Source organism: Chryseobacterium sp. HR92 (genome assembly GCF_045689405.1).
Lineage (GTDB): Bacteria > Bacteroidota > Bacteroidia > Flavobacteriales > Weeksellaceae > Chryseobacterium > Chryseobacterium viscerum_A.
The window spans coordinates 3133300-3154170 of record NZ_CP139139.1 but is presented as its reverse complement, the minus strand read 5'-3'; the positions used below and the strand labels follow the sequence as shown (position 1 = coordinate 3154170).

Annotated in this window: 17 protein-coding genes; 4 read left to right on the top strand and 13 right to left on the bottom strand. The window is 38.2% G+C overall.

All coding sequences use genetic code 11. The features are described from left to right. Positions 1–221: 221 nt before the first annotated feature. The 4 genes from SFA27_RS14140 to SFA27_RS14125 form a co-directional block, all read right to left on the bottom strand. On the bottom strand, positions 222–1310 hold the full coding sequence (locus SFA27_RS14140; protein ID WP_407292919.1) for a twin-arginine translocation signal domain-containing protein: 1089 nt from the start codon (positions 1308–1310) through the stop codon (positions 222–224). Positions 1311–1488: 178 nt separating this feature from the next. Then, the gene (locus SFA27_RS14135; RefSeq protein ID WP_264518229.1) at positions 1489–3627 is read right to left on the bottom strand and encodes a hypothetical protein; all 2139 of its coding nucleotides are present in this window, start codon (positions 3625–3627) and stop codon (positions 1489–1491) included. 5 nt (positions 3628–3632) lie between these two features. Further along, entirely contained in the window at positions 3633–7241 is a 3609-nt protein-coding gene (locus SFA27_RS14130) for a DUF4450 domain-containing protein (protein WP_407292916.1), read from the bottom strand. A 1-nt stretch (position 7242) separates the two neighbouring features. Beyond that, entirely contained in the window at positions 7243–8646 is a 1404-nt protein-coding gene (locus SFA27_RS14125; protein WP_213278850.1) for a glycoside hydrolase family 28 protein, read from the bottom strand. A 244-nt stretch (positions 8647–8890) separates the two neighbouring features. Between SFA27_RS14125 and SFA27_RS14120 the strand changes: the two genes are divergently transcribed. Then, the gene (locus SFA27_RS14120) at positions 8891–9493 is read left to right on the top strand and encodes an IS3 family transposase (protein ID WP_407298174.1); all 603 of its coding nucleotides are present in this window, start codon (positions 8891–8893) and stop codon (positions 9491–9493) included. Positions 9494–10211: 718 nt separating this feature from the next. After that, positions 10212–10787 carry a JAB domain-containing protein gene (locus tag SFA27_RS14115; protein ID WP_407292914.1) on the top strand — a complete coding sequence of 192 codons (576 nt, stop codon included), beginning with the start codon at positions 10212–10214 and terminating at the stop codon, positions 10785–10787. Positions 10788–10918: 131 nt separating this feature from the next. Here the strand turns inward: SFA27_RS14115 and traN are convergent, their stop codons facing one another. Genes traN through SFA27_RS14070 form a run of 9 tightly spaced genes read right to left on the bottom strand, consistent with a single transcriptional unit; the run spans position 10919 to position 18850 of the window. Then, on the bottom strand, positions 10919–11806 hold the full coding sequence (traN, locus tag SFA27_RS14110; protein ID WP_407292912.1) for a conjugative transposon protein TraN: 888 nt from the start codon (positions 11804–11806) through the stop codon (positions 10919–10921). Positions 11807–11823: 17 nt separating this feature from the next. Continuing rightward, entirely contained in the window at positions 11824–13116 is a 1293-nt protein-coding gene (traM, locus tag SFA27_RS14105; RefSeq protein WP_407292910.1) for a conjugative transposon protein TraM, read from the bottom strand. Beyond that, the gene (locus SFA27_RS14100; protein WP_407292908.1) at positions 13100–13396 is read right to left on the bottom strand and encodes a hypothetical protein; all 297 of its coding nucleotides are present in this window, start codon (positions 13394–13396) and stop codon (positions 13100–13102) included. Before SFA27_RS14100 ends, traM begins: the two co-directional genes overlap by 17 nt. An 11-nt stretch (positions 13397–13407) precedes the next feature. After that, positions 13408–14031 (bottom strand): conjugative transposon protein TraK, encoded by a 624-nt coding sequence (traK, locus tag SFA27_RS14095; protein ID WP_407292906.1) that lies wholly within the window; start codon positions 14029–14031, stop codon positions 13408–13410. Between the two features lie 15 nt (positions 14032–14046). Next, positions 14047–15039, bottom strand: coding sequence for a conjugative transposon protein TraJ (gene traJ / locus SFA27_RS14090; protein WP_407292904.1), 993 nt, complete (start codon positions 15037–15039; stop codon positions 14047–14049). Between the two features lies 1 nt (position 15040). Next, positions 15041–15649, bottom strand: coding sequence for a DUF4141 domain-containing protein (locus SFA27_RS14085; protein ID WP_407298173.1), 609 nt, complete (start codon positions 15647–15649; stop codon positions 15041–15043). A 45-nt stretch (positions 15650–15694) separates the two neighbouring features. Beyond that, on the bottom strand, positions 15695–18205 hold the full coding sequence (locus SFA27_RS14080) for a TraG family conjugative transposon ATPase (protein WP_407292902.1): 2511 nt from the start codon (positions 18203–18205) through the stop codon (positions 15695–15697). Beyond that, complete coding sequence (locus tag SFA27_RS14075) at positions 18202–18534, bottom strand: DUF4133 domain-containing protein (RefSeq protein ID WP_407292900.1); 333 nt, start codon at positions 18532–18534, stop codon at positions 18202–18204. Before SFA27_RS14075 ends, SFA27_RS14080 begins: the two co-directional genes overlap by 4 nt. Before the next feature lie 10 nt (positions 18535–18544). Beyond that, the gene (locus SFA27_RS14070; protein WP_407292898.1) at positions 18545–18850 is read right to left on the bottom strand and encodes a DUF4134 domain-containing protein; all 306 of its coding nucleotides are present in this window, start codon (positions 18848–18850) and stop codon (positions 18545–18547) included. A 264-nt stretch (positions 18851–19114) separates the two neighbouring features. Here SFA27_RS14070 and SFA27_RS14065 point away from each other — a divergent pair, with 264 nt between their 5' ends. Both SFA27_RS14065 and SFA27_RS14060 read left to right on the top strand, forming a co-directional pair. After that, positions 19115–19891, top strand: coding sequence for an SDR family NAD(P)-dependent oxidoreductase (locus tag SFA27_RS14065; protein WP_407292896.1), 777 nt, complete (start codon positions 19115–19117; stop codon positions 19889–19891). Between the two features lie 56 nt (positions 19892–19947). Beyond that, positions 19948–20868, top strand: coding sequence for a helix-turn-helix domain-containing protein (locus tag SFA27_RS14060; protein ID WP_407292894.1), 921 nt, complete (start codon positions 19948–19950; stop codon positions 20866–20868). Positions 20869–20871: the final 3 nt, after the last annotated feature.

Here is a 20871-nt window from a genome sequence, read left to right as displayed (position 1 = left end):
ATGTTTATTTCAGTTTAAAGAATAATTTAAAGGTTAACGAACGGGCTAAGGCAAGTTACAAATATTTATAATATTAATTGTAATTGCAATGGTTTTACTATAAATTATAACGGAAAAATAGAATTTTAGTATACAAAGTTAAATACAATATGCAAAAAACTTAATAATATACCTTGACATGGTAATTAGAAAAGTAAAAGAAACAAAGAAGGAATTGAGAATTAAATTTTAGTGCTTGTAATTTCAAAGACAAAAGAGGTAGAAGTTTCAAACTTTCCTCCCTGTGTTGCTCCAAACAGGAATTTAGGGGTTATACCGTCTTTGTCCATTAAAATCATGGGACGTTCTAATCTTCCGAATCGTTTTAAATGACTGGATGGTACAGGTTCCTTAATATAACTTTTCATATCAAGGTAAGCAATTTTCGGTTTGGACCAGTTAAGGCCATCCCTGGAAGTTAAATGTAAACCGTATTCATGGTTAAAGAACCCCATATCACGGGCTACTATATGAAATTTTCCATGTTGTTTCCAGATAAAAGCATCTTCCAGCTGGGCATTGTCAGGCTGTAATGAAAAATCGATGACTGGATTTTCCTTCATTTTCTCGTAAGGACCTGAAGGGTGATCAGCCTTTGCCAGTCCGTATTTTCGGTTTCCTCTTACCGGACCTTTCTGGTTTTCATATTCTTCGGTGTTCCAGGATTTATAAAAAAGCCAGAATTTTCCATCATTTCCTTTTATAAAAGCAGGATTGGTAGTACAATGGTCGTCCCATGCGCCTTTTTCTCCGGGAAGTAGCAGAGGTTTTTGCGGCCTTGCCCAATCTCCGTCAAGACTTTTTGAAGTGGCAAGCCCTATTCTTTTGGTATTTGTTTTTCCGTTTTGGTTACCCATGTAGAAAAGATAATACTCATCTTTTACTTTAGTAATTAAAGGATTATGACAGGTCGTGGCATCCCAGAATTCGCCGCCTCTGGGGGTAAGAATAATTTGTTTATGCTTGAATTCATCATAGGGAGAATCTGCTTCTGCACGGCAGATTTCAGAACCGTTTAGCCAGCCGCCCATCCCTTTTTCTTTTTTCCATCTTGAATAAAAAAGATGAACCTTACCGTCCTCGCCCCAGATTGGAGAATTACACCAAATGTAATAGTTCTCCAATGAAAAGGTACGCCCAATTGGTTTTAAACCGAAATAAGGTTTGTCGGAAGATGAACCTGTAAATGACAACCCCAGAACCCCAGCTGTGATCCCAAGGGCTGAAGTCTGTAAAAAGTCTCTGCGTGTAAAGTGTCTGGGTTTGTCCATCTCATCTGATTTACGGCTAATTTAGTTTAAACATATCAACAGACTGTCCTGTACTTTCGGTGAACTGTTTAGCCGGAATTTATCAGCCTTTGGATTTGAAAAAATTAAAACTAGTGCATAAAAAAAGCCCACCCTAAGGCAGACTCTAACTACTACTACTACTATATGAATATGAAATTTAAGGCATCTTTTTAAAACCTTCCGCTTTTATTTTCCATGAACCGTCTTTTGGAAAACCCGGAAATTTACCTTTGGAACTGTCCCAGCCTTCGAGCATCATGGCAACAGTCGTTAAAACACCTCCGTTTCCGGGAAGATAAATACGAAGACGTTTATCCTGAAAATTATGACCGTTTTTAAGATAGGTATTAGTCTGAATATTCATAAAAAGTGCATCCAGAGCTTTATTTGGAAGCCCCAGTCTTGCGGCGTTCATGGCCGTCATCGGGAAATCCCAACCCCAGGTGTGTTCCCAGTTCCATCTTTCCCAAACAATGTCCAGTGTGTTTTTCATAATTTTTTTATCCAGTTTCGGGGATTCAGGAACCATTCCTAATGCTCCCAGAACAGCCGGATGATCAGTCATCCATTTCGGAAAAGTGAAAGAATCTTTTGCAGATTCGGTTGATAAATAAACGCCATCCTGAATAGGAAGCGGGGCTAGTTTTGCAATAACCTCATCCCATTTTTTATCTCTAGGCTGCCCCAATCTTTCCTTCCATTGTTGAGCAACTTTCAGTGCCCAATCCCAATAAGCCACTTCATAAGTCGGGTTGTACGTATTCTTTGCAGGGAAAACTTCCTGTGCGGGAATAACGCCTTTTCCTAGATTGTAACGGTTTTTCTCTTTATCATAATGAGCATAATCTGCCATAAATTCGGCTGTTGCAAAAATAAGGTCTTTATATTTTTTCAAAACTTTTTTGTCCTGTTTATCGCGGTACAGAAGTTCGGTCATATAGATGATGTGCGGTTGTTCCCAGATCAGGAATGCAGCCACAGAAGATGGGCTTTCATTTCCTTCATTATCAGACATTTTAATCCACCTTACGCCTTTGTAGCCTTGTCTTTCTGCTAATTTTTTTGCTTTTTCAAAAGTCCTGAAATAATAATCCAGTTGTTTTTCTAAAATCTCAGGTCTTCCCCATAAAGCGTAGTGAACACCATGCCACCAATGCATCTCTGTATGTGGTTTTCCGTACCAGCTGTTGAAGGTTAATCCTGTTTCCTGTGGCGGGTTGCTTCCTCCGCATTGTACTTTTGTTAAATATTCTGACAGAACAACCCTGCGTTCCAATTCGTTGGCTCTGGGGTCTGTACTTCCTTCAAAGTCAACTGCTGCACCGCTTTTCCAGAAAAGTTCCCATCCCAAAGCGCTTTCTTTTTCTGCATCAGCAAATAATGTTTTCCTGCTTTTCGGATTTTTAGCTGAAAACTCAACACTTAATTCTATTTTTTTGCTTTTTGAAGATGGTTCTAATACAAAATAATGTTTCCCTGCTTCTCGTAATTTCCCTTCTGTAAAATAAAACTGGGTATAATAATCTGCACTCTGCAACTGATGATGAATGATACCCTGCGTTGATTGTGAAGAAACAATTCTTGTCGTATGATCGTTTTCATTGCCATAAAAAGCAGCGTCATCCAAAAACTGTCCGGTAGGAGAAGGATAGCGTGCGAAAACTTTTAACCTGTTTTGAGCAATCAGATCAGACTCAATTTTAACTCCGATTTTATCAGAGTTCTGAAAAGAAGCCGTCCAGACTTTTACAGGAATTCCGTCCAGTGAGAATTCACTTGTTATAATTCCTGTCCAAAGATCAATTTTTTGATGAATGTTGGTAAGGTCTGAAATTTTTGCTTTCTGACCATCTTTTTTAAGTAGTTCAATACCGATATTTCCTAATTGCAGACGATGTTTGTTGACTCTGAAATACTCAACGGCTCCTTTATTTCGTTCAGGCTCTTTAAGTTGCACACTGTACATTGCTTTACGTCCTTCATTGTTGAAATCGTATGCTTTTAATGTTTCCTCAAATGTATAATCTTTAGTATTTGGAAAACTGTTCCAGCCCCATTCTGACTGGGTTCCCAAGGAAACTCCATTTTTGTAATATTCAGGAAACGACTGCATTCCGGTAATATCGGCTGTGTAGGCAAATTTTCCGTTTCCAACCGTTAAAGTAGAAAGGGTATCGGCTTTTATGTTGACCACATTGTGACGCTGCACTACTTTCTTCCGGTCTATTTTCTGAGCAGTTAATGAAGAAAAGCTTATCAGAAAAAATCCAAGATATACTGCTAATTTTTTACTCATATTTTTTATTTAAGAATAGTGGCACTCATCAGTCCGATAACTACATCGTTGCTCACTGCTGTTAATTTTATTGATTTTAATTCTCTGTTTGGGTCAATCGGAAGATCCAGAATGGTTGCGGCACCGCCTTCAACAGCCCGGCTGCTTACTCCTTTAATTTCTGAATATTTTGTTAAACTTCCTCCTTTGTACAATTCCCCGGTTTTCAGCTGAACCCGGTACGGAATTTTATCGTCCGGAATTTCAAAAGCAAAATTATCATCAAACAAATCCTGCTCTATAGGCCACCAGTTTATGGGATTTTTTAGTTCTAATGCCGTAACCGAACCATCTGAATATTGAATTGTAATCGTTCCATTGATAATTTGTGACTGCATCGGATTGGTAGAACCTGCCATCAGAAAATAGATTTTCTTTCCTTTTCCCGTAACAGGAATTTCAACCGATTTAGGAAAATTATCCCATTGACTTGTAAAGACAATATTTTTCGCTTCGTTATTAATTAAAAAAGGAATTCCTAAGAACTCTAGTTTCCCGTCTTTTCGTTTTTTCATCAATCCGCTGTCATCAATTTGAGTTGTGGTCAGCGGGTAACACCAGTTTCCGATTCCTTGCCACGGAAGCTGTAGAGTAGGGACATGGAGTCGTGGTGAAAGATATTTTTGATTGAAAATTTCAGTTACTCTCTCATTATATTCTGAGGCTAATGAAACGGGATTGAATGCGCCTTTATTTTCAATTTCCCAATCTGTTATTTCTACATTTTGCCTGATTCCATTGTATTCAAGCTGAATAAAGTTGGTTCCCCTGCTTAAAACATTTGCTGGAATTTCAATTGAAGTATTTTGATTTTTTTGAATTGAAAAACTTGTACTTAAATTATTAATACTCAATTTTCCATTGATTGTATTGAATGATTTAGACTGAATTTGTAGTTTTTTATTCGCCCATTTTGTTTCCAAAGGAAATCGGATGTCAACATTTATAGGTTGCCACCAAGTTGTTCCGTTTTGCTCGACTTGCACGAAAAAAGTTCCTTTTCTTTCCTTTTGGTTTAATTCAAACTTGTGGTTGGCCAACCCGTCTTCTCCCTTTGGTTGAGTCCACTCCTCCTGAAGAGGGGAATTTTTTATTAATCCCTGAGGATCATAAATATTTTTGATTTTCTTTTTTGTATCAAAATTCAATTGAAAATTTTCGGAAATATAAGTGATGTAATCTGTTTTTTCTGTTTTTAATTCATCTCCCGAATACGTAATTTCAACGGTGAACTCTTTCCCTTTCTCTGTTTCTAACCTTACAAAAGGTTGTAAAATAGAATTTGGATATATTTCAAATTGCACTTTTTTACCATTTACCGTTACTGATTTTATTTTGGAATGATTCACAGGGATCGATACATCAAGCGAAACTGCATGGGTATAATTTGATTTAAACCAATAACTCGTTTTTTTTGAAATTTGGTTAAATTTAAATTCCCAATCCTTAAGCTTTAGTTCTGCAAAATTCCAGTCTTTGGGAAACCCTGGTTTTATAGTGATTTTATTTTCTAATAATTTGGGGTAGATTCCGAAAAGACCTTCCGTTAAAGTTCTTGCAGCCACACCAATTGGATCGGCAAAATCACGGTACAATTCCCCGCGAAAAGCATCATAGTGAGATAATTGCTCAAAATTTCCCGGACTGATTCCGTAGTACATACTTTCGGCCAGATTGCCTTTCCAAAGTCGATAGGCTTCATCATTTCTTCCCGCCTGCCAATATGCCAAAGCTGTTTGTAAATTCTCTGCCAGCGCTACATTATTAATTGACCAATCATAAGGCTGCCAGCTGGTGGTGGAAAGGGTGTAATAATCTTTATTAATTTCTCCTTTTACTGTTATAGGAATCTTCGGAATATGATTGTTGATGTACTGTGTGTTTTGATAATCCTCAAATTCATTTAAAATATAAGCATCCGAAACATGATAAATAGACCATATTCCGGGCTTATCGTGAAGTACCTGATTCCCCAAAGCGTCTTTATATTCAGAAAAATACCCTTTGTTTTTAATCCAAAGCTCGTTTTTCATAGCTTTTAAAATGGATTCAGCTTCTTTTTCATACGGAATAGGATCTTCGCCAATGATTTTGGCCAGTTTTGCCATTTCACGGTTAGCTCTGTAATTATAGGCAGAAGTGTGGGTTACTTTTCCACCAGAATACTGCAAAGCATCGCTCGCCCAAATGGCAGCATACGCATCATAAAGATTGCCCCGTTTGAAGTTTCGTTTTTCCCAATCCATGTGACGGACCATTGTAGGCCACATTTTTTTTAAAAAAATTACATCTCCCGTGTAGTTGAAATGAGAAAATATCTGATCAAAGAAAACCAGATTCATATCATAATGATGAGGTTTTGAATGGTCATTGGGATTTCTGGAAATATATCCGCTTGAGAATACCGAAGTTCCCATTTCTTCTTTGTGTCTTGCCAGATGCAAAAGTGTGTCCATTTCAACGGGTGCCGAATCGGGTTTTAAAACCTGAGAATTGGAATAGCTTTCAAAGTGTTCTTTTGCCCGATCATGCCAACTGAGAACATCGGCGGCGTAAGCTCCTCGCCAGGCATTTAGCCTCATCCTCCAGGCAACTGCGCCATGAAGAAATGTTGGACTTTCCCAAATGCCATCTGCGGCAACGGCAAGGGTAGCTCCGAAGCTATTTAAATCCGAATCCGGAGTTTTCAACTGAATCCGGCTGATTAATGATAAACGGGATCGTTCAGCTTCATTAAAAATGCCTGCAAGTCGTTTGTCTGAAATATTCTGATCTGATTTTCCTTTTTTAATCTGAATATAAACCGGATTTTTTTGCGCTGAATATGCTGCGTAAATGATCGGAGATTTTTCTGTTTTATTTTGTGTAAAATCAGATAATTTTTCCAACGTTTTCGCCTCTGTCAATTGTAATGAATTGGCGTTCGAAAAACTTCCGCTGATGAACTGGTTTTCTTTTTTCTTGTTTAAATAAGTAAGCTCAAATTGGTTTTTATTAATTTGAAACTGATTATTTTCACAATATTCCGGAAGCAAGTAAAAACCTGATTCCGGGTCTGCACCGATGTCGCCATTTCTGCTGAATGTTTTTCCGCTTGCTCCACCATAAACAGCATAAATCTTTGATGAAGGATCTACATTTATTGTCTCCATTTTTAAGATCAAACCTTCTTCTTCAGATTGTGCTAAAACCGTTATTTTTAAATTTCCATTTCCAAGAATATGATCTTTAATGGTATATAACATCATTCCCGGACGATAACGGGTTTCAATGATATCGGCCTGAATTAATTTTTTAATTGAATTTCCTTTATGAATAACAAACTGAAGATTACCACCCATTCCGGGAAGATACAACGCAAACTCCGGCAAATCTCCGGCTTCTACTCTTGAGGCGAGGTTGTTACCATACAAAGCACGGTTGAAGCGGTATTTCCCGTTAACCAGCAAAAAATCACCTTTGTCTTCTTTGTAATGCAGCGCTCTTTCATTTTTCTGCCAATGTCTGGATTGGGAAAAAGAGTTTGAAAAGGCACATAAAACAATAAGCCCTGCTAAAATGGATGTTCTTCGCATTTTATTTATTTAAATCAGTTAGTGGATCTCCGTTAACAGTTACGTTTTTCAAGGTGACATTCTTTAAGAAATCAACTTTATAAGGAATTTCAACACCGTTAATTTTAGCATTCACCATCGTAAAATCTGTTACCGGAGAAGATTCGTAGGCATCAGAAAGGACGGCATATTTTCCACCTTTTTCAACAGTTAGGTTTTCCACCCAAATGTTTCTGATCGTAGGGATGAAGTTGCCTGGTTTTTCATAGTGCATATTGAAACGCACTGCAGCTTCTTTATAAGCGCCTACTTTTGTATTGTAGAAGAATACATTTTCGATAATTCCGCCCCGGCTTGAGCTTGTTTTAATACGAAGTGCCCTGTCAAGGTTTTTACTATCCATCACATTTTCTATGGCGTAAATATTTTTTGCTCCGCCTGCAATTTCGCTTCCGATCACTACGCCGCCGTGTCCGTCTTTCATTTCACAGTTTTCGATGATGTGATTTTCTGCCGGTTTCCCTATACCTCTTCCGTCTTCATCTCTTCCAGATTTTATGGCAATGCAATCGTCTCCTGTATCGAAATATGAATCTTTAATCCACACATTTTTACAGGCTTCAGGATCAAAGCCATCATTATTAGGACCGTGGCTGATTACTTTTACTCTTTCAATCAAAACATTTTCACACAATACAGGATTAAGGTTCCACATCGGAGAATTTTTCACAAAAACATCTGCCATATAGAAATTTTTACTCTTGTAAGGCTGAACGAAATTAGGCCTTAAATAATATCCATCACCGAATATTCTTTCTCTCGGATCTTGCTTTTGAGCCATGTATTCATGCAGTTTTGCGCGGGCAGGATTTTGTCTTCCGGGGCGGGATTCGTTCCAACCGTATTTTTTTGCACCACACCAAAACCACCAATGGTCGTTATCAGAGTTTCCATCCAATGTTCCTTTTCCTGTTATAGCTATATTTTCTTCTTCGTAGGCATAGATTAACGACGAGTAATTCATACATTCCATTCCTTCCCATCGTGTGAAAACAATAGGGTAGTCGTTGCTGTCCTGGCTAAACAGGATCGTTGCACCTTCACTAACATGCAGATTCACATTGCTTTTTAAGTAAATAGCTCCTGTCAAAAAGATACCTTTTGGAACAACAACTCTCCCTCCGCCTTCTGCATTGCATTTTTCGATGGCTTTTTTAAAGGCTTCCGTATTTTTTGTTTTTCCGTCACCATAAGCACCAAAATCAGTAATGAGATAATCTTTTTTTCTGAAGATGGGCTTTACAATTTCTTTTTTTAATCTATTGATTTCCTGTAAAGGCTGTTCAGAGGAAGTCCAGGGTCTGTATTGCCCCGAAACGGAAGCTGATATGATTAATGCGAAAAGTATTAAAGCGTATTTTTTCATAATGTCAGAAAGATATTAGTTTAAGAAAGAACATCAATATTAAAAATCTCTTTCTTTATCGCAATCTAAAACAATTATGATTAAGAATTATCCTGCACTGTCTGTATAAAATTAATGGAATTAAATACTTGAATGTACTAAAATAAAAAAATAAAGTATCACTTATCAGTCAGTATCTTCCCTGGAGTTGCTAACTTTGTTAGGACACACTATTTATACTCTTTAACTTTAAGAGTATGAAAAGATCAGAAAAAATTACAGTTTAGAGTTTAAGATTGGGCCGGTATCTTTAAGTGAGCAGCGAGGCAATGTATCCTCGGTAGCCGAAGAATTGTGGATCTGTAAAGAAAGTCTAGTCAATTGGCGAAAACTTCACAAAGAAGGTAAACTTAGCAAGGAAAAACAAATATCCTCTGATCCGATAAGGGAAGAGTTATTGAGACTTCGCAAGGAACTAGAAGAAACAAAGCTTGAACGTGACATCTTAAAAAAGGTGGTAGGCATCTTCTCCAAGAGAGACGATCATGATAGCTTGATTTTCCATTCAGACAGTGGGATACAGTATGCGTGTACAGAATTTATATCAATAGTCGGAAGAAACATTACCCGAAGCATGAGCGGAAAAGGAAACTGTTATGATAATGCTGTAGCGGACAGCTTTTTCAAAACTCTGAAGACTGAGCTTGCCTATCAAAATAAATATGAAACTAGAGATCATGCTAAAAACTTTGTGTTCGAATATATAGAAACATTTTACAACACTCACAGAAGACATTCGGCTTTAGGAAATTTAACCATAAAAGAGTATCAAAATTTAATGTCTAATCAATCTAAAAATATAGCATAAAGAGTATATAAATTTTGTCTCAAAAATAGTTGCAAGTTCAATAGCGAAGTTATACAAATCATAAAACTTTAGGTACCATGAAAACACAGAAGAACTAGTGAATTGAGATTCAATATGTTAAAAATCCCTTGATATTAATTACCAAGGGATTTTTAGTCTAGTACACCTAGGATAAAAAGAATTCTTCTCATGATTATTGTTATATTTAAATTATTAAACAGGTCAAAGATATGCCTATTTATGGTACTTAGCAAGTGTTTTTGTTTGTGTTAAATCTACTGTTGGTGAATAAATAATAGTAAATTTTTATTTTTTTTGTGGTATCAATATATTATTTTAAGATGAAGTGTGTTTTTTTGTCTTAATAATTGTATATGAGTTAATTTAATTTATTTTAAAAATATTTTCAAATCATGCGCAGAAGGCTTTAAACACTGGTGTTTGGACCAATATTTTACAATTTAATCATTATTTTATTCTTTTGTTTTTTTATTGCTAAAAAATAAATTTAGATGGTATGTTTGTCAAGACATGGTCTTGGAAAAATAATTAAAAAACCTTCATCATTATTTTGCATAATAAACCGGTAAAAAGGCAGCCAAGTTGTAACGGTCAGCCTTCCTAGTCCCTGCCAAAAGACTACGGCATAAACGGTTTCCTCCCTAAAGGTGCCCTCCATTTATTCCGTTTCCTTTTGTCTTTCACTTTACCCGTAACAATGATCTGCTTTCTTTTTTCCGGTTTTTCTTTTGAAAAATATCAGCAAGGCGAGAGCCTTAATAGGAAGAGGGAATTAATTACTAAGCAGGTACGGGAAAATAAAGGCTCCGCCGTACACGGAGCAAAACAAATGAAGTTTAATATTGTCAACGAAATTAAATTAACCTATTCAAGGGAGGGAAATGCTGAAAAATTAATAACTAATTCAAATGATGCCGTTGAGGTGTTCAGAGCACATTTTGATAGTGGTGAAATTGATTATAGGGAATCATTTTATGCACTGTATTTGAATCATGCCCATAAGGTTCTGGGAATAAAAAGAATTTCTGAATCAGGAATTTCCTCAACTTTGGTAGACATTAGAATTATTATGCAGGCCGCGCTTTTATGTAATGCATCATCTCTTATTGTTGCGCATAATCATCCATCAGGAAATTTAAAACCATCATGCGAAGACGTAAAAATGACCAATAAAATAAAGGATGCATCTGAGTTTTTAAATATACAACTGCTTGACCATTGTATTTTAACTTCTACGGAATATCTATCATTTGCTGATGAAGGATTGCTGTAAGTGATTTTGAAATTTTACGAACAATAAAAAAACGGCAAGTTTAATTGCCGTTTTTGCTTTCTAAATTCAGGCGAAAAGACAGATCTCCCTGCAGTCAAAGTGTCTTTTCGCAGTAAAATTTTATTTTGGTATTAGAAATGTTTTTCTATGGGCTTTGCTCTAATTAAATCTTTATTCTTTACTTTAATCCGCTGATGTCGGCCGCCATTTTTTTCAAATATTTCAATAAACAATACCTGATCTTTAAATAACGTAAATTGGTCAAAAAGATAAACGTTTTCAACTGTAGACCTGTTTTTGACATTCAGTGTAGAAAAATATGCCCGAAGCGGATATAGTATTTTGTCCTGAACAGCTGTACGCTTCAGGTTTTTTTTATCAGTTATTTTGAAATTGATATAATCAACCTGATAATTAATATTTCGGCTGTTCTTAATTTGCAGAACAAAATAGAACTTTCCATTATATAGGTTCAATGACTTTACTATGAATTCTATACCATCACTTTTCGAATGGATGTGCCGGATACTGCGTTTTGAACTTTCACTCAGTGTTTTCATGATGTGATCTGTAACAGAAGAGGAATCGCCTTTAAGTTTTTCAAACAAGATTTCAGAAGTATTTCCATTGTAAGTGTACATTCGTAATTTTGAAAGATCATAGCTGAGAGCCTCAGGATAAGGGCTGTACAATACATCAAAACTATAGAATGTGCCATCTTTGGTGATCACTGAAAAATTGGTTTCGGGTTCAAAACCCTTTACGGCTGCTTTAATTCTTAAAACGTTTTCCAAATCATTAGTTTTGCCAGCCGTAATATAATCACTGCCTAAATCAACATATTGTATAGGAGAAGGAAATAAGAGGTGTGTTGTTTTATCATATGTGACCTGCATTTTCTGTGGATCAATCCTTGCCTTATAGAGTACTCTAAACCCAATGGTATCCTGAGCTGTAACAGTGGATAGGAAAGAAGTTAAAACAACTGCTAAGAGCTTTATATTAAATGCTATTCTCATTATTATATGTATATTTGTTAATTATTTTTTGAAACTAAAAACACAAGGTGTCCTGTTTTGACAGTAATTTTATGCTGTCTGACTTTTCTCTGAAAATATCCGGATACTCCCTGAATGAGTCCTTTGGTCAGGTCAGCTGTCACCTGCTGTCCCGCAGACCGGGTCATCATGATATTTGTTCCTGAGTTTTGGCCCATATTGGCAGCAATATCACTGAGAGCGTTTTGTTCGGAGGAATAGGGTATGTACAGTCCCAATTGTCCATCATTATCATGAATATTAATATCAACAGGTTCAATGATTCCCCCGTACGCTATGGTAGAGATGTTCAGGTGTAATCTTCCGCCCTGAAAGTTTGCCTTAGCTTTCAACACAGTTCCGACAGGGAGTTTTATTTTTCCAAGCATGATAGACTCCAATAGCCTTATTGCGACCATGCTTTCAGAGGTGACGATTTTTGTTTCATGGATAGCAGCCCGGATGCTGTTTCTGGGTGAAGATTCCAGGAACTGCTTATCTTGAATTCCGGTCAATCTTTTATCATTTATACCGCAGAAAATGATACTGTCTGCAGAATCTCTATACAAACTTGAAATCACAGAATGTATGATAGGCTTTGCAACGGTGATTCTGGCTTTAGCAAAAGCTGATACTTCTTTTATGTCACTTTTATTTTCAGACACCTCCTGCTTGGATACCGGAAGATATTTGGCGGCCAGCTGATAAGATCTTTCCATCAGTTCCAGTTGATCATTAATGCTGGTGCCGGCGGGTACTGCTTCGCGTTGTGAAGTTTCTGTCTTTAGTCTGTGAATTTCCCTTTTAAGCGTATTCACTTCCTGATCATCCCTGCTGTAAAATGAACTTAATGCCTGCTGGGCATTCCGATAACTGCTGGTTGGATTCTGATTGGATACAGGTGCAGTGCCAGATTCATTTTGTAAAAGTATTGGATTTGGAGCTGAGGTATCTTGAGAAGAATCAGTCCAGTAATCAGATAAGGTTGTGAGCGCATTTTTCTTTTCTTCATTTTTCTGCTCCAGTAATTGCTGTTCATACGCTTTCTGCTTATCGGACTGCAGCTGGCCATCAGAGGCCTGGGGTATAACTGAATTGAACCCTATCTTTGCACTATGGTCTTTCTCTTCTTTGGGGTTAAAAATCAAATACAAACATCCTGCACATACAATGGTCATTAAAAAGTAAATAACAGGTTTTTTCAACTGGTCAATGGTCAGCTTACGGTTTTTTGATTCATCATTTTTATCACCTTCCGTTACTCTGATATTGGAACTATTTTGGTCTTTCATCTTGATTATTTTGTGAGGAATTATAGACAGAGTGGTAACCTGCTTTATTTTTGATTGTTATATCTGCAGGCTTGGTAATGATATGCCTTATGGGTGGCATATCTTTGCTGTCGCTTACATTTTTCGATGCTATCTGAATGATGATCATAAGTAAGGTCATCAGTGAATATCCTGTAAAAAATAATGCAGTCAGAAAACGTTGTTTTTTTATCGGAAATGTTTTCCATTGGGCCTCCGTACTTTTTACCCACTGATCAATTCTTATTGTTAATTTTTTCATGCTCCTTCCTTTTATCGGTTAACTGTTTCTAAATCTTTATTCTCAACGACATTGAACTTTTCAATTGTAAATCCCTGGGGATTGCTGTCAGATCGGACAGAATTAACCAATGAGCACTGGGTGATCAGGTTTCTTATCGTCAGGTTGCTTGAACGAATAATAAACTGCCTGCTATACGTCTTTACTGCATAGGGATAGCTGCTGAAATCTGCGGTGATACTGTCAACTTCAATTCTTTGCTGTATATTTCCGCTGATGATTCGGTTGTAGTATCCTTTTTCAGAAAGATCTTTATAATAGTTGAATGCCGACTGGTCAGCCAGATTGAATGCTCTTTTCACATTGCTTTCAATCGCACTTTTATCGGGAGCTGCCGTAAAGAATAGTTCATGGAAGCGTCTCACATGTTCCCTTGCTTCTACCGGTCTGTTGATGGACATATCCTGAGAAAGCGCAACCATCAAGGATTTACCATTGTCCAACACATAAATCTTTTGTCTCTGCTGCTCTGCAAAGCTGTATGACTTGTAAACAGCTATACCAACAACTCCCAAGCATAGCAGGGCAAATACAAAAGTGAACAGCCTGATCTGCCTGAAACTGTTTTCTATATTTCTTAAGTTTTTAAATTCCATTGTTTTATGATTTTATTATTTAAGAAGCCTGCCGGATATGTTGCCCGCTGCTGAACCGGCCGCAGCTCCTGCAACATTTCCTGATTTCTGTGCCATCTGCGTAACATTGCGCATAAAGTTGCCGGCACCTCCTGCCTGAATGACCCATCCTGTAACCGTAGGAACCGTAAAATACCCGATGATTCCAATGATCATATAGATGATATACACCGTATTGGAGGTGTCAGGAATAAAGTCGGGATCAGCGAGCATCTCGATATCTCTTTCAATAATCAATGACTGGATCTTGGCAAGAACAGCACTGAACATATCTGCTACAGGAAGCCATAAATACACACTGATGTACCGGGTTAACCATTGCGTAAGAGTAGACTGAAAACCATCCCATACCGATATGGCAAAAGCAATAGGTCCAAGAATGGATAATACAATGAGAAAAAATGTCCTGATCGTATCGATAACCAGAGCGGCAGCCTGAAAGAGTATTTCCAGAAATTCACGGAACCCGTCTCTGATATCTTTCTTAATGGCGAATATTTCTCTTTCGATATACATTCCTGACATGGTGACCAGATCTGATGGTGACCATCCAAGCTCTTCCAGCTTTTTATCAAATTCTTCATCCGAAATCAGATAGGCCATTTCAGGGTTTCGAAGCATGGCCTCTTTTTCCAGAATATCTTTTTTCTGCTGCAGTTCATTGAGGTCTAAGACCTGGCCTTCCAGCATCGAATGGCTTCCGTGAACCACCGGATTCAAAACCCCGTTAATGCTTCCCAGCACCAACGTTGAAAAAAACATGATGCAGATACCGATAGCAAAGGGTCTTAACATCGGAAACAGATCAATAGGTTCGGCGCGGCTTAATGCCTGCCATACTTTTAATGATACATAAAATAATGCACCTAATCCAGCTACTCCTTTTGCTACTGCTGCCATATCTGCACATAATGGCATCATCTCTTCATAGACAGAACGAAGGACTTCATGTAAATTATTAGGTTCCATCTTACCAGTATTTTTGATTAGCTGTTCCATACAGATTCAGGACCCTTTGGGTATTATTCTGCTTTTTAGCCCTCAGGTAGCTGACAGAGATATTCTTATTGGTATAATATCTAACCAGATTATGATAATTCTTGACCTCTTTGTATACCCGGTCAATAATATCCATTCTTTCTTTGTCATTCAATGATAAGTTGGTTGAAGTGACAATTTGCTTTAATTCTTTGAGCAGTTCGGTGCTTTCATTGAGTAATGTAGAGTAGCCATTGGCAATAGCTGTGAGTTCCTGCGCATTGAAATTAGGATCACTGAGCATCTTCCCAAAATTGTTGACATACAGCTCCGAAACATCACCGACCAAAAGAACAGTCTGCTGAACCTTACGGGCATCTTTAACCAGATTATTTACAGCTTTAAGTTTATCATAATATTCTTTGCCCTGTTCATATACCTTCTTCACTTCATTGAAGTTCTTGACCACATTGGAAACCGTGGATGAAGTCTGTACAATTTCATTGGCTGAATTCAGAATACCTGACGCCAGGTTGGCAGGGTCGGTAACTACAAATTGTGCTTTTGCAAATGATGATATTACCATAGCAAGTATTATCATTGTTGTAATGATTGAGTGTTTCATTGTCGTGAAATTTTAATTGATTTAATGTTCTTTTTTGTGCGTTTTGATTCTCCTAAGAGAAATCTTCTTAATGGCATGCTCTACATTGCCGTCAAGTTCCATGGCAAGATCCATGACTTCCAATTTTTCAGTCTCTTCGGTTGTATACGCCAGATATTCTTCTGTAGAAACTTCTGTAGCATATACTGCTGAATGAGTTCCACCCAAGCCAATCCATACTTCTTTGTAGAGTCTTTTAGGATCATTATTCATATTGATCGATAAAACCTGAGACTTTTCTTTGTCGGTCAATCCCAACATAGCCTGGATATCATCAAATTTATTCATGTACTTACGCTGGTCCAGAAGGATCTTACAGTCAGAACTGTTAATGATACTTTCCTTAACAATAGGGGAATGAATAATGTCATCCACCTCCTGCGTAACCACAATCGCTTCACCGAAAAATTTTCTTACGGTTTTAAACAGATACTTGATGTACTCTGCCATGCCCTCCTTAGCAATTGCTTTCCATGCTTCTTCAATGAGGATAAGTTTTCTGATTCCCTTCAGTCTCCGCATCTTATTGATGAAGACTTCCATAATGATAATGGTTACAATCGGAAAAAGGATCTTATGGTCTTTAATCGCATCAATCTCGAAAACGATAAACCGTTTGGACAGTAGATCTAACTGTTTGTCTGAATTCAGCAGATAATCATATTCACCACCTTTATAGTAAGGCTCCAGAACATTCAGGAAGTTGGCGATGTCAAAATCCTTTTCCCTGACTTTTTTCTGTTCCAATATTCTTTGATAATCATTTCTGACATATTCATAAAAGCCATTAAAGGAAGAGTGCCCGTCAAAGCTTTTAATCTTTTCAATGTATCCACTGACAGCATTAGACAGTGCTACTTCCTCAGAACGTGTCGGTGGTTCATCATCTCTTTTCCATAGAGTCAGAATCAGTGTTTTAATACTTTCTCTTTTCTCAATGTCAAATACGCCGTCATCAGTGTAGAAAGGATTAAAAGCAATTGGATGATCTTCTGTATAGGTAAAATAAACTCCGTCTTCGCCTTTGGTTTTGCCTTTGATCAGTTCGCATAATCCCTGGTAGGAATTTCCGGTGTCGACCATAAGAATGTGAGCTCCCTGTTCATAATACTGCCTGACCATGTGATTGGTAAAGAAGGATTTACCGCTTCCCGAAGGGCCGAGGATAAACTTGTTTCGGTTGGTGATAATGCCCTGCTTCATTGGAAGATCAGAAATATCCAGATGAATAGGTTTACCCGTGAGCCGGTCTGCCATCTTAATGCCGAACGGAGATGGTGAGCTCTGATAATTGGTTTCTTCTGTGAAAAAACATAAAGCAGGCTCTATGAAGGTGTAGAAGCTTTCTTCGCTTGGGAAATCTCCGGCATTTCCGGGAATACCTGCCCAATATAATGTAGTGGTATCTGTAGTGTTATGACGGGGTTTACATTCCATGAGTGCCAAGGCACTCCCGGTATCATTCTTTAGCTGTTTGAGCTCAGCCGGATTGTCCGACCATGACATTACATTGAAATGGGCTCGGATGGATTGAAGTCCATAAGAATGGGCTTCATTCAGATATTTTTCAATCCATTCTTTATTGATCTGATTGGCCCTGCTGTACCTTGCCAGAGAATGCATATTTCTGGCAGATTTTTCAAATTGACGAAGGTTATCATCGCTGTTGTCAATAAACAGATACTGATTGTAGATATGATTACAGCTTAACAGCAGTCCTACCGGAGATGCAAATGAAAGCAGGCAGTCACTTCGGTCCGTGCTGAGCTTTTCATATCGGCTGTGGGAAGAAACAGTTGCCGGGAGATCATCTGTGTCAGACAAAGTATGCATACTGATACGGTTGTTTCCGATACGCATTTCTTCTGCGCCAAGATTCAGATCCTGTAATGATAGGTTGGCTTCTCTGGATAGGGTCAGATACTGTTCCAGCAATCCCGACTGTTTATCAGTTCCCGTTATCTCGTCAGCGATCATTCTTTCCAGAAAAATATATCCGCAGTCATTCATAATTCTTTCAAACTGATCCACCGCTTCCATAAATCTGCTGATGATATCTTTATCCCTTATTTCTTTAGGAATTAAAACTCCTTTACAGAGGGATGAGAAATTGCTCTGCATTTTCATTCTTTCCTTAGTGGTTTTGGTGATAAAGAGATAGCAGTAATGATTCAGAAAAGGTCTTTCGTTAAAGTGCCTCTCAAATGATTTGGATAGAAAGCTTTGATCATCACCGGAGAGATCCGGTCTGTAGTTTTCCTTAATAAACCAATCCTGCTTGTGCACAATACTGTAGTCCGGTAATGTTTTTATAGCTTTGAACCAGGCTGAATGTATGGCTTCATATTCAGCAGAAGCTATAGTAAACAATTCAGGTAAACTGACTTTAAAGCAAACAGTAACATCTGCATCTTTAGAGATAATATAGTTTTCTTCAATTGCCAGCAGTGGAAACCTGCTTTCCAATGTTGCCGCTTTTGATTGATTTCTCATGGTGAAGCTTTTTTGGAGTTCGATTTTAGATATCTATAGATTGACTTACGGCTTATGATATATCGGGGATGCTTCTTTTTAGCTCCCAATTTCATCAGTCCGTGCTCTCCGTATTTTCTGTTGAGAGAGAAGGTTTTCCAGATCAGAATACTGGCACTGGCTCCCCCGAAAACAAGACAGAGATAGGTGTTTATACCAGCCATATACATGATCATCACCAGTATCAGTACTGCTAATAATCCGCCTGTAAAAATAAACAGGTACTGTGCTTTCAATCCTTTGAACTCAGCGGTTCTTCCTATTCCTTTATTAATGTGATAGGTGTTCATTATTATTCGATTAAAGGAAGAATGAGCGCAGAATGGTTGCCGCCACAATTAAGAAGATACAGGCTCCGAACCAGCTGGCAGCCGTCTTACTGGTATCAGGATCACCACTGCTGAATTTGTTATATACTTTGACCCCTCCGATCAGGCCTACAACAGCGCCGATCGCATAGATAAGCTTTGTGGCAGGATCAAAATAAGAAGTGACCATCTGTGTGGCCTCAGTAATTCCGGCGGAGCCGTTACCTTGAGCATCGATACTCCAGCTGATTACCGTGAGCAGTGCCGTGAGCATGATTTTTTTTCTTTGTCTTTTCATAATAGTAGATTTTTTGGTTGACTAAAACCCGCACTTTACGGGTGCTGAGACAAAGATGTAGGGTAGCAGGGGGCTTAATTGAAATTCGGAGTCCGGAGGAATTGTTTGGCATCGATAAGTTATCTTGCTGGATTCCTGTTGTAAGAATTATATCCCGTTACATTCCCATTGAAACCTCAATACGGCTTCAAATATCCTCAATTTGACTACATGTATAGTTTCTGTATTCTGCAACTTTGCTGTACAAAATTTAAATCAATGAATATGATAAAGAACAATGAAAATAAGATAGCACTGGTATCGGGTGCTAACACCGGAGTGGGATTTCAGATTGCTAAAGCGCTGGCAGAAAACGGATACGTAGTCTATGCAGGCTCCCGCGATTTAGAAAAAGGTAAGGCGGCCACAGCTGAAATAGGTAGGAAGGCAATAGCGGTTCAGCTGGATATTACCGATAATGAGTCTATCAGAAACGCTGTAGAAACTATTGAAGCTGAATACGGATATCTTACACTGCTTGTTAATAATGCAGCGATCTCTCATGCGGGAAAAGCCGGCCGTACTATGGAAGAGATTTTGGGTTCACAGCGTGCCACTATTGTACCAATAGATGAACTGAAATCGGTATGGGATACCAATGTATTTGGAACCCTTGCCCTTACGCAGGCTTTTCTGCCTTTATTACATAAAGCGCCTGCTTCACGTATTGTGACGGTTTCCAGTGCCTTGGGTTCTCTTACGATCAATGCCAATCCTGAAAACCCGTATCGTGTACATTTCGATGCGGTATATGGGGCTTCTAAGACGGCGCTTAATGGAATTTTTCTCTCTTTAGCCATAGAACTGGAGAAGACCAATATCAAGGTTCATATGGTGAGTCCGGGATTTACGGCCACGGCACTTAATAATTTTGAGGGAACAGACTCTGTTGAAGAAGGTTCAAAGGAACCGATCAGAGTGGCCTTGGCAGAAGACCTTCCGACAGGTAGTTTTACCGGTCCGGCGAATTTTGGCAGAACAGACAAGGTTCTTCCGTGGTAGGATTTTTAACATCAAACCTATGATTCACAGTCATAGGTTTTTTATACATTTATAGTATGAAAAGCAAAGAGGATAAATTGATACGGTTTATATCGATATCGGAAAGCCATAAAGCCTTCGGACTGCCTGCCCCGCAGCATCCTCTGATCAGTCTTATCCATTTCAATAAAGACAATCCTTTCAATGCGGAAATGGCACCGGTCTATAACCTTTTGAGTTTCTATAAGATTACTTTCATTACAAGAAACAAGGGAAGACTCAAATACGGCAGAAGTTTTTACGACTACAATGAGGGCAGCATGCTGTTTCTGGCTCCTAATCAATTGGTAGGGAGTACTGATTACAACAGCGAAACTTACTGCTATTTGCTGTTGATTCATCCTGACTTCCTGCTGGGACATCCTATAGCCGGTAAAATAAAGCAGTACAGCTATTTTTCGTACTCATCTAATGAGGCTCTGCATGTATCAGACCCTGAGAAGGAAATCATTCTTTCTGTTTTCAGGATTATGGAACAGGAGCTCAATAGCCGCGTTGATGAATTCAGTCAGGAGGTAGTGATTGCGCAGATAGAACTGCTCTTGAGTTATGTCAACAGATTTTACAAACGTCAGTTTATTACCAGAAAAGTAGTCAATAACGATGTTCTTCAAAGAACAGAAACCATCCTGGATCATTACCTTAATGATCAGGATTCAATGCATCAGGGTCTTCCCACCGTGCAGTATCTTTCAGATCAGCTGAATATATCACCCGGATATCTGAGTGATGTTTTACGTTCGGTGATCGGGAAAAATACCCAGCAGTACATTCGTGAGAAGGTCACTGAAAAAGCTAAGGAAAGATTGATTTCTACTGATTTGACGGTAGCTGAAATAGCCTATGAATTAGGCTTTGAACATCCACAGTCATTCAGTAAAATGTTTAGGGTTCAGACCGGTCTTTCTCCTGTCGAATTTAGGAATTCATTCAATTAAATG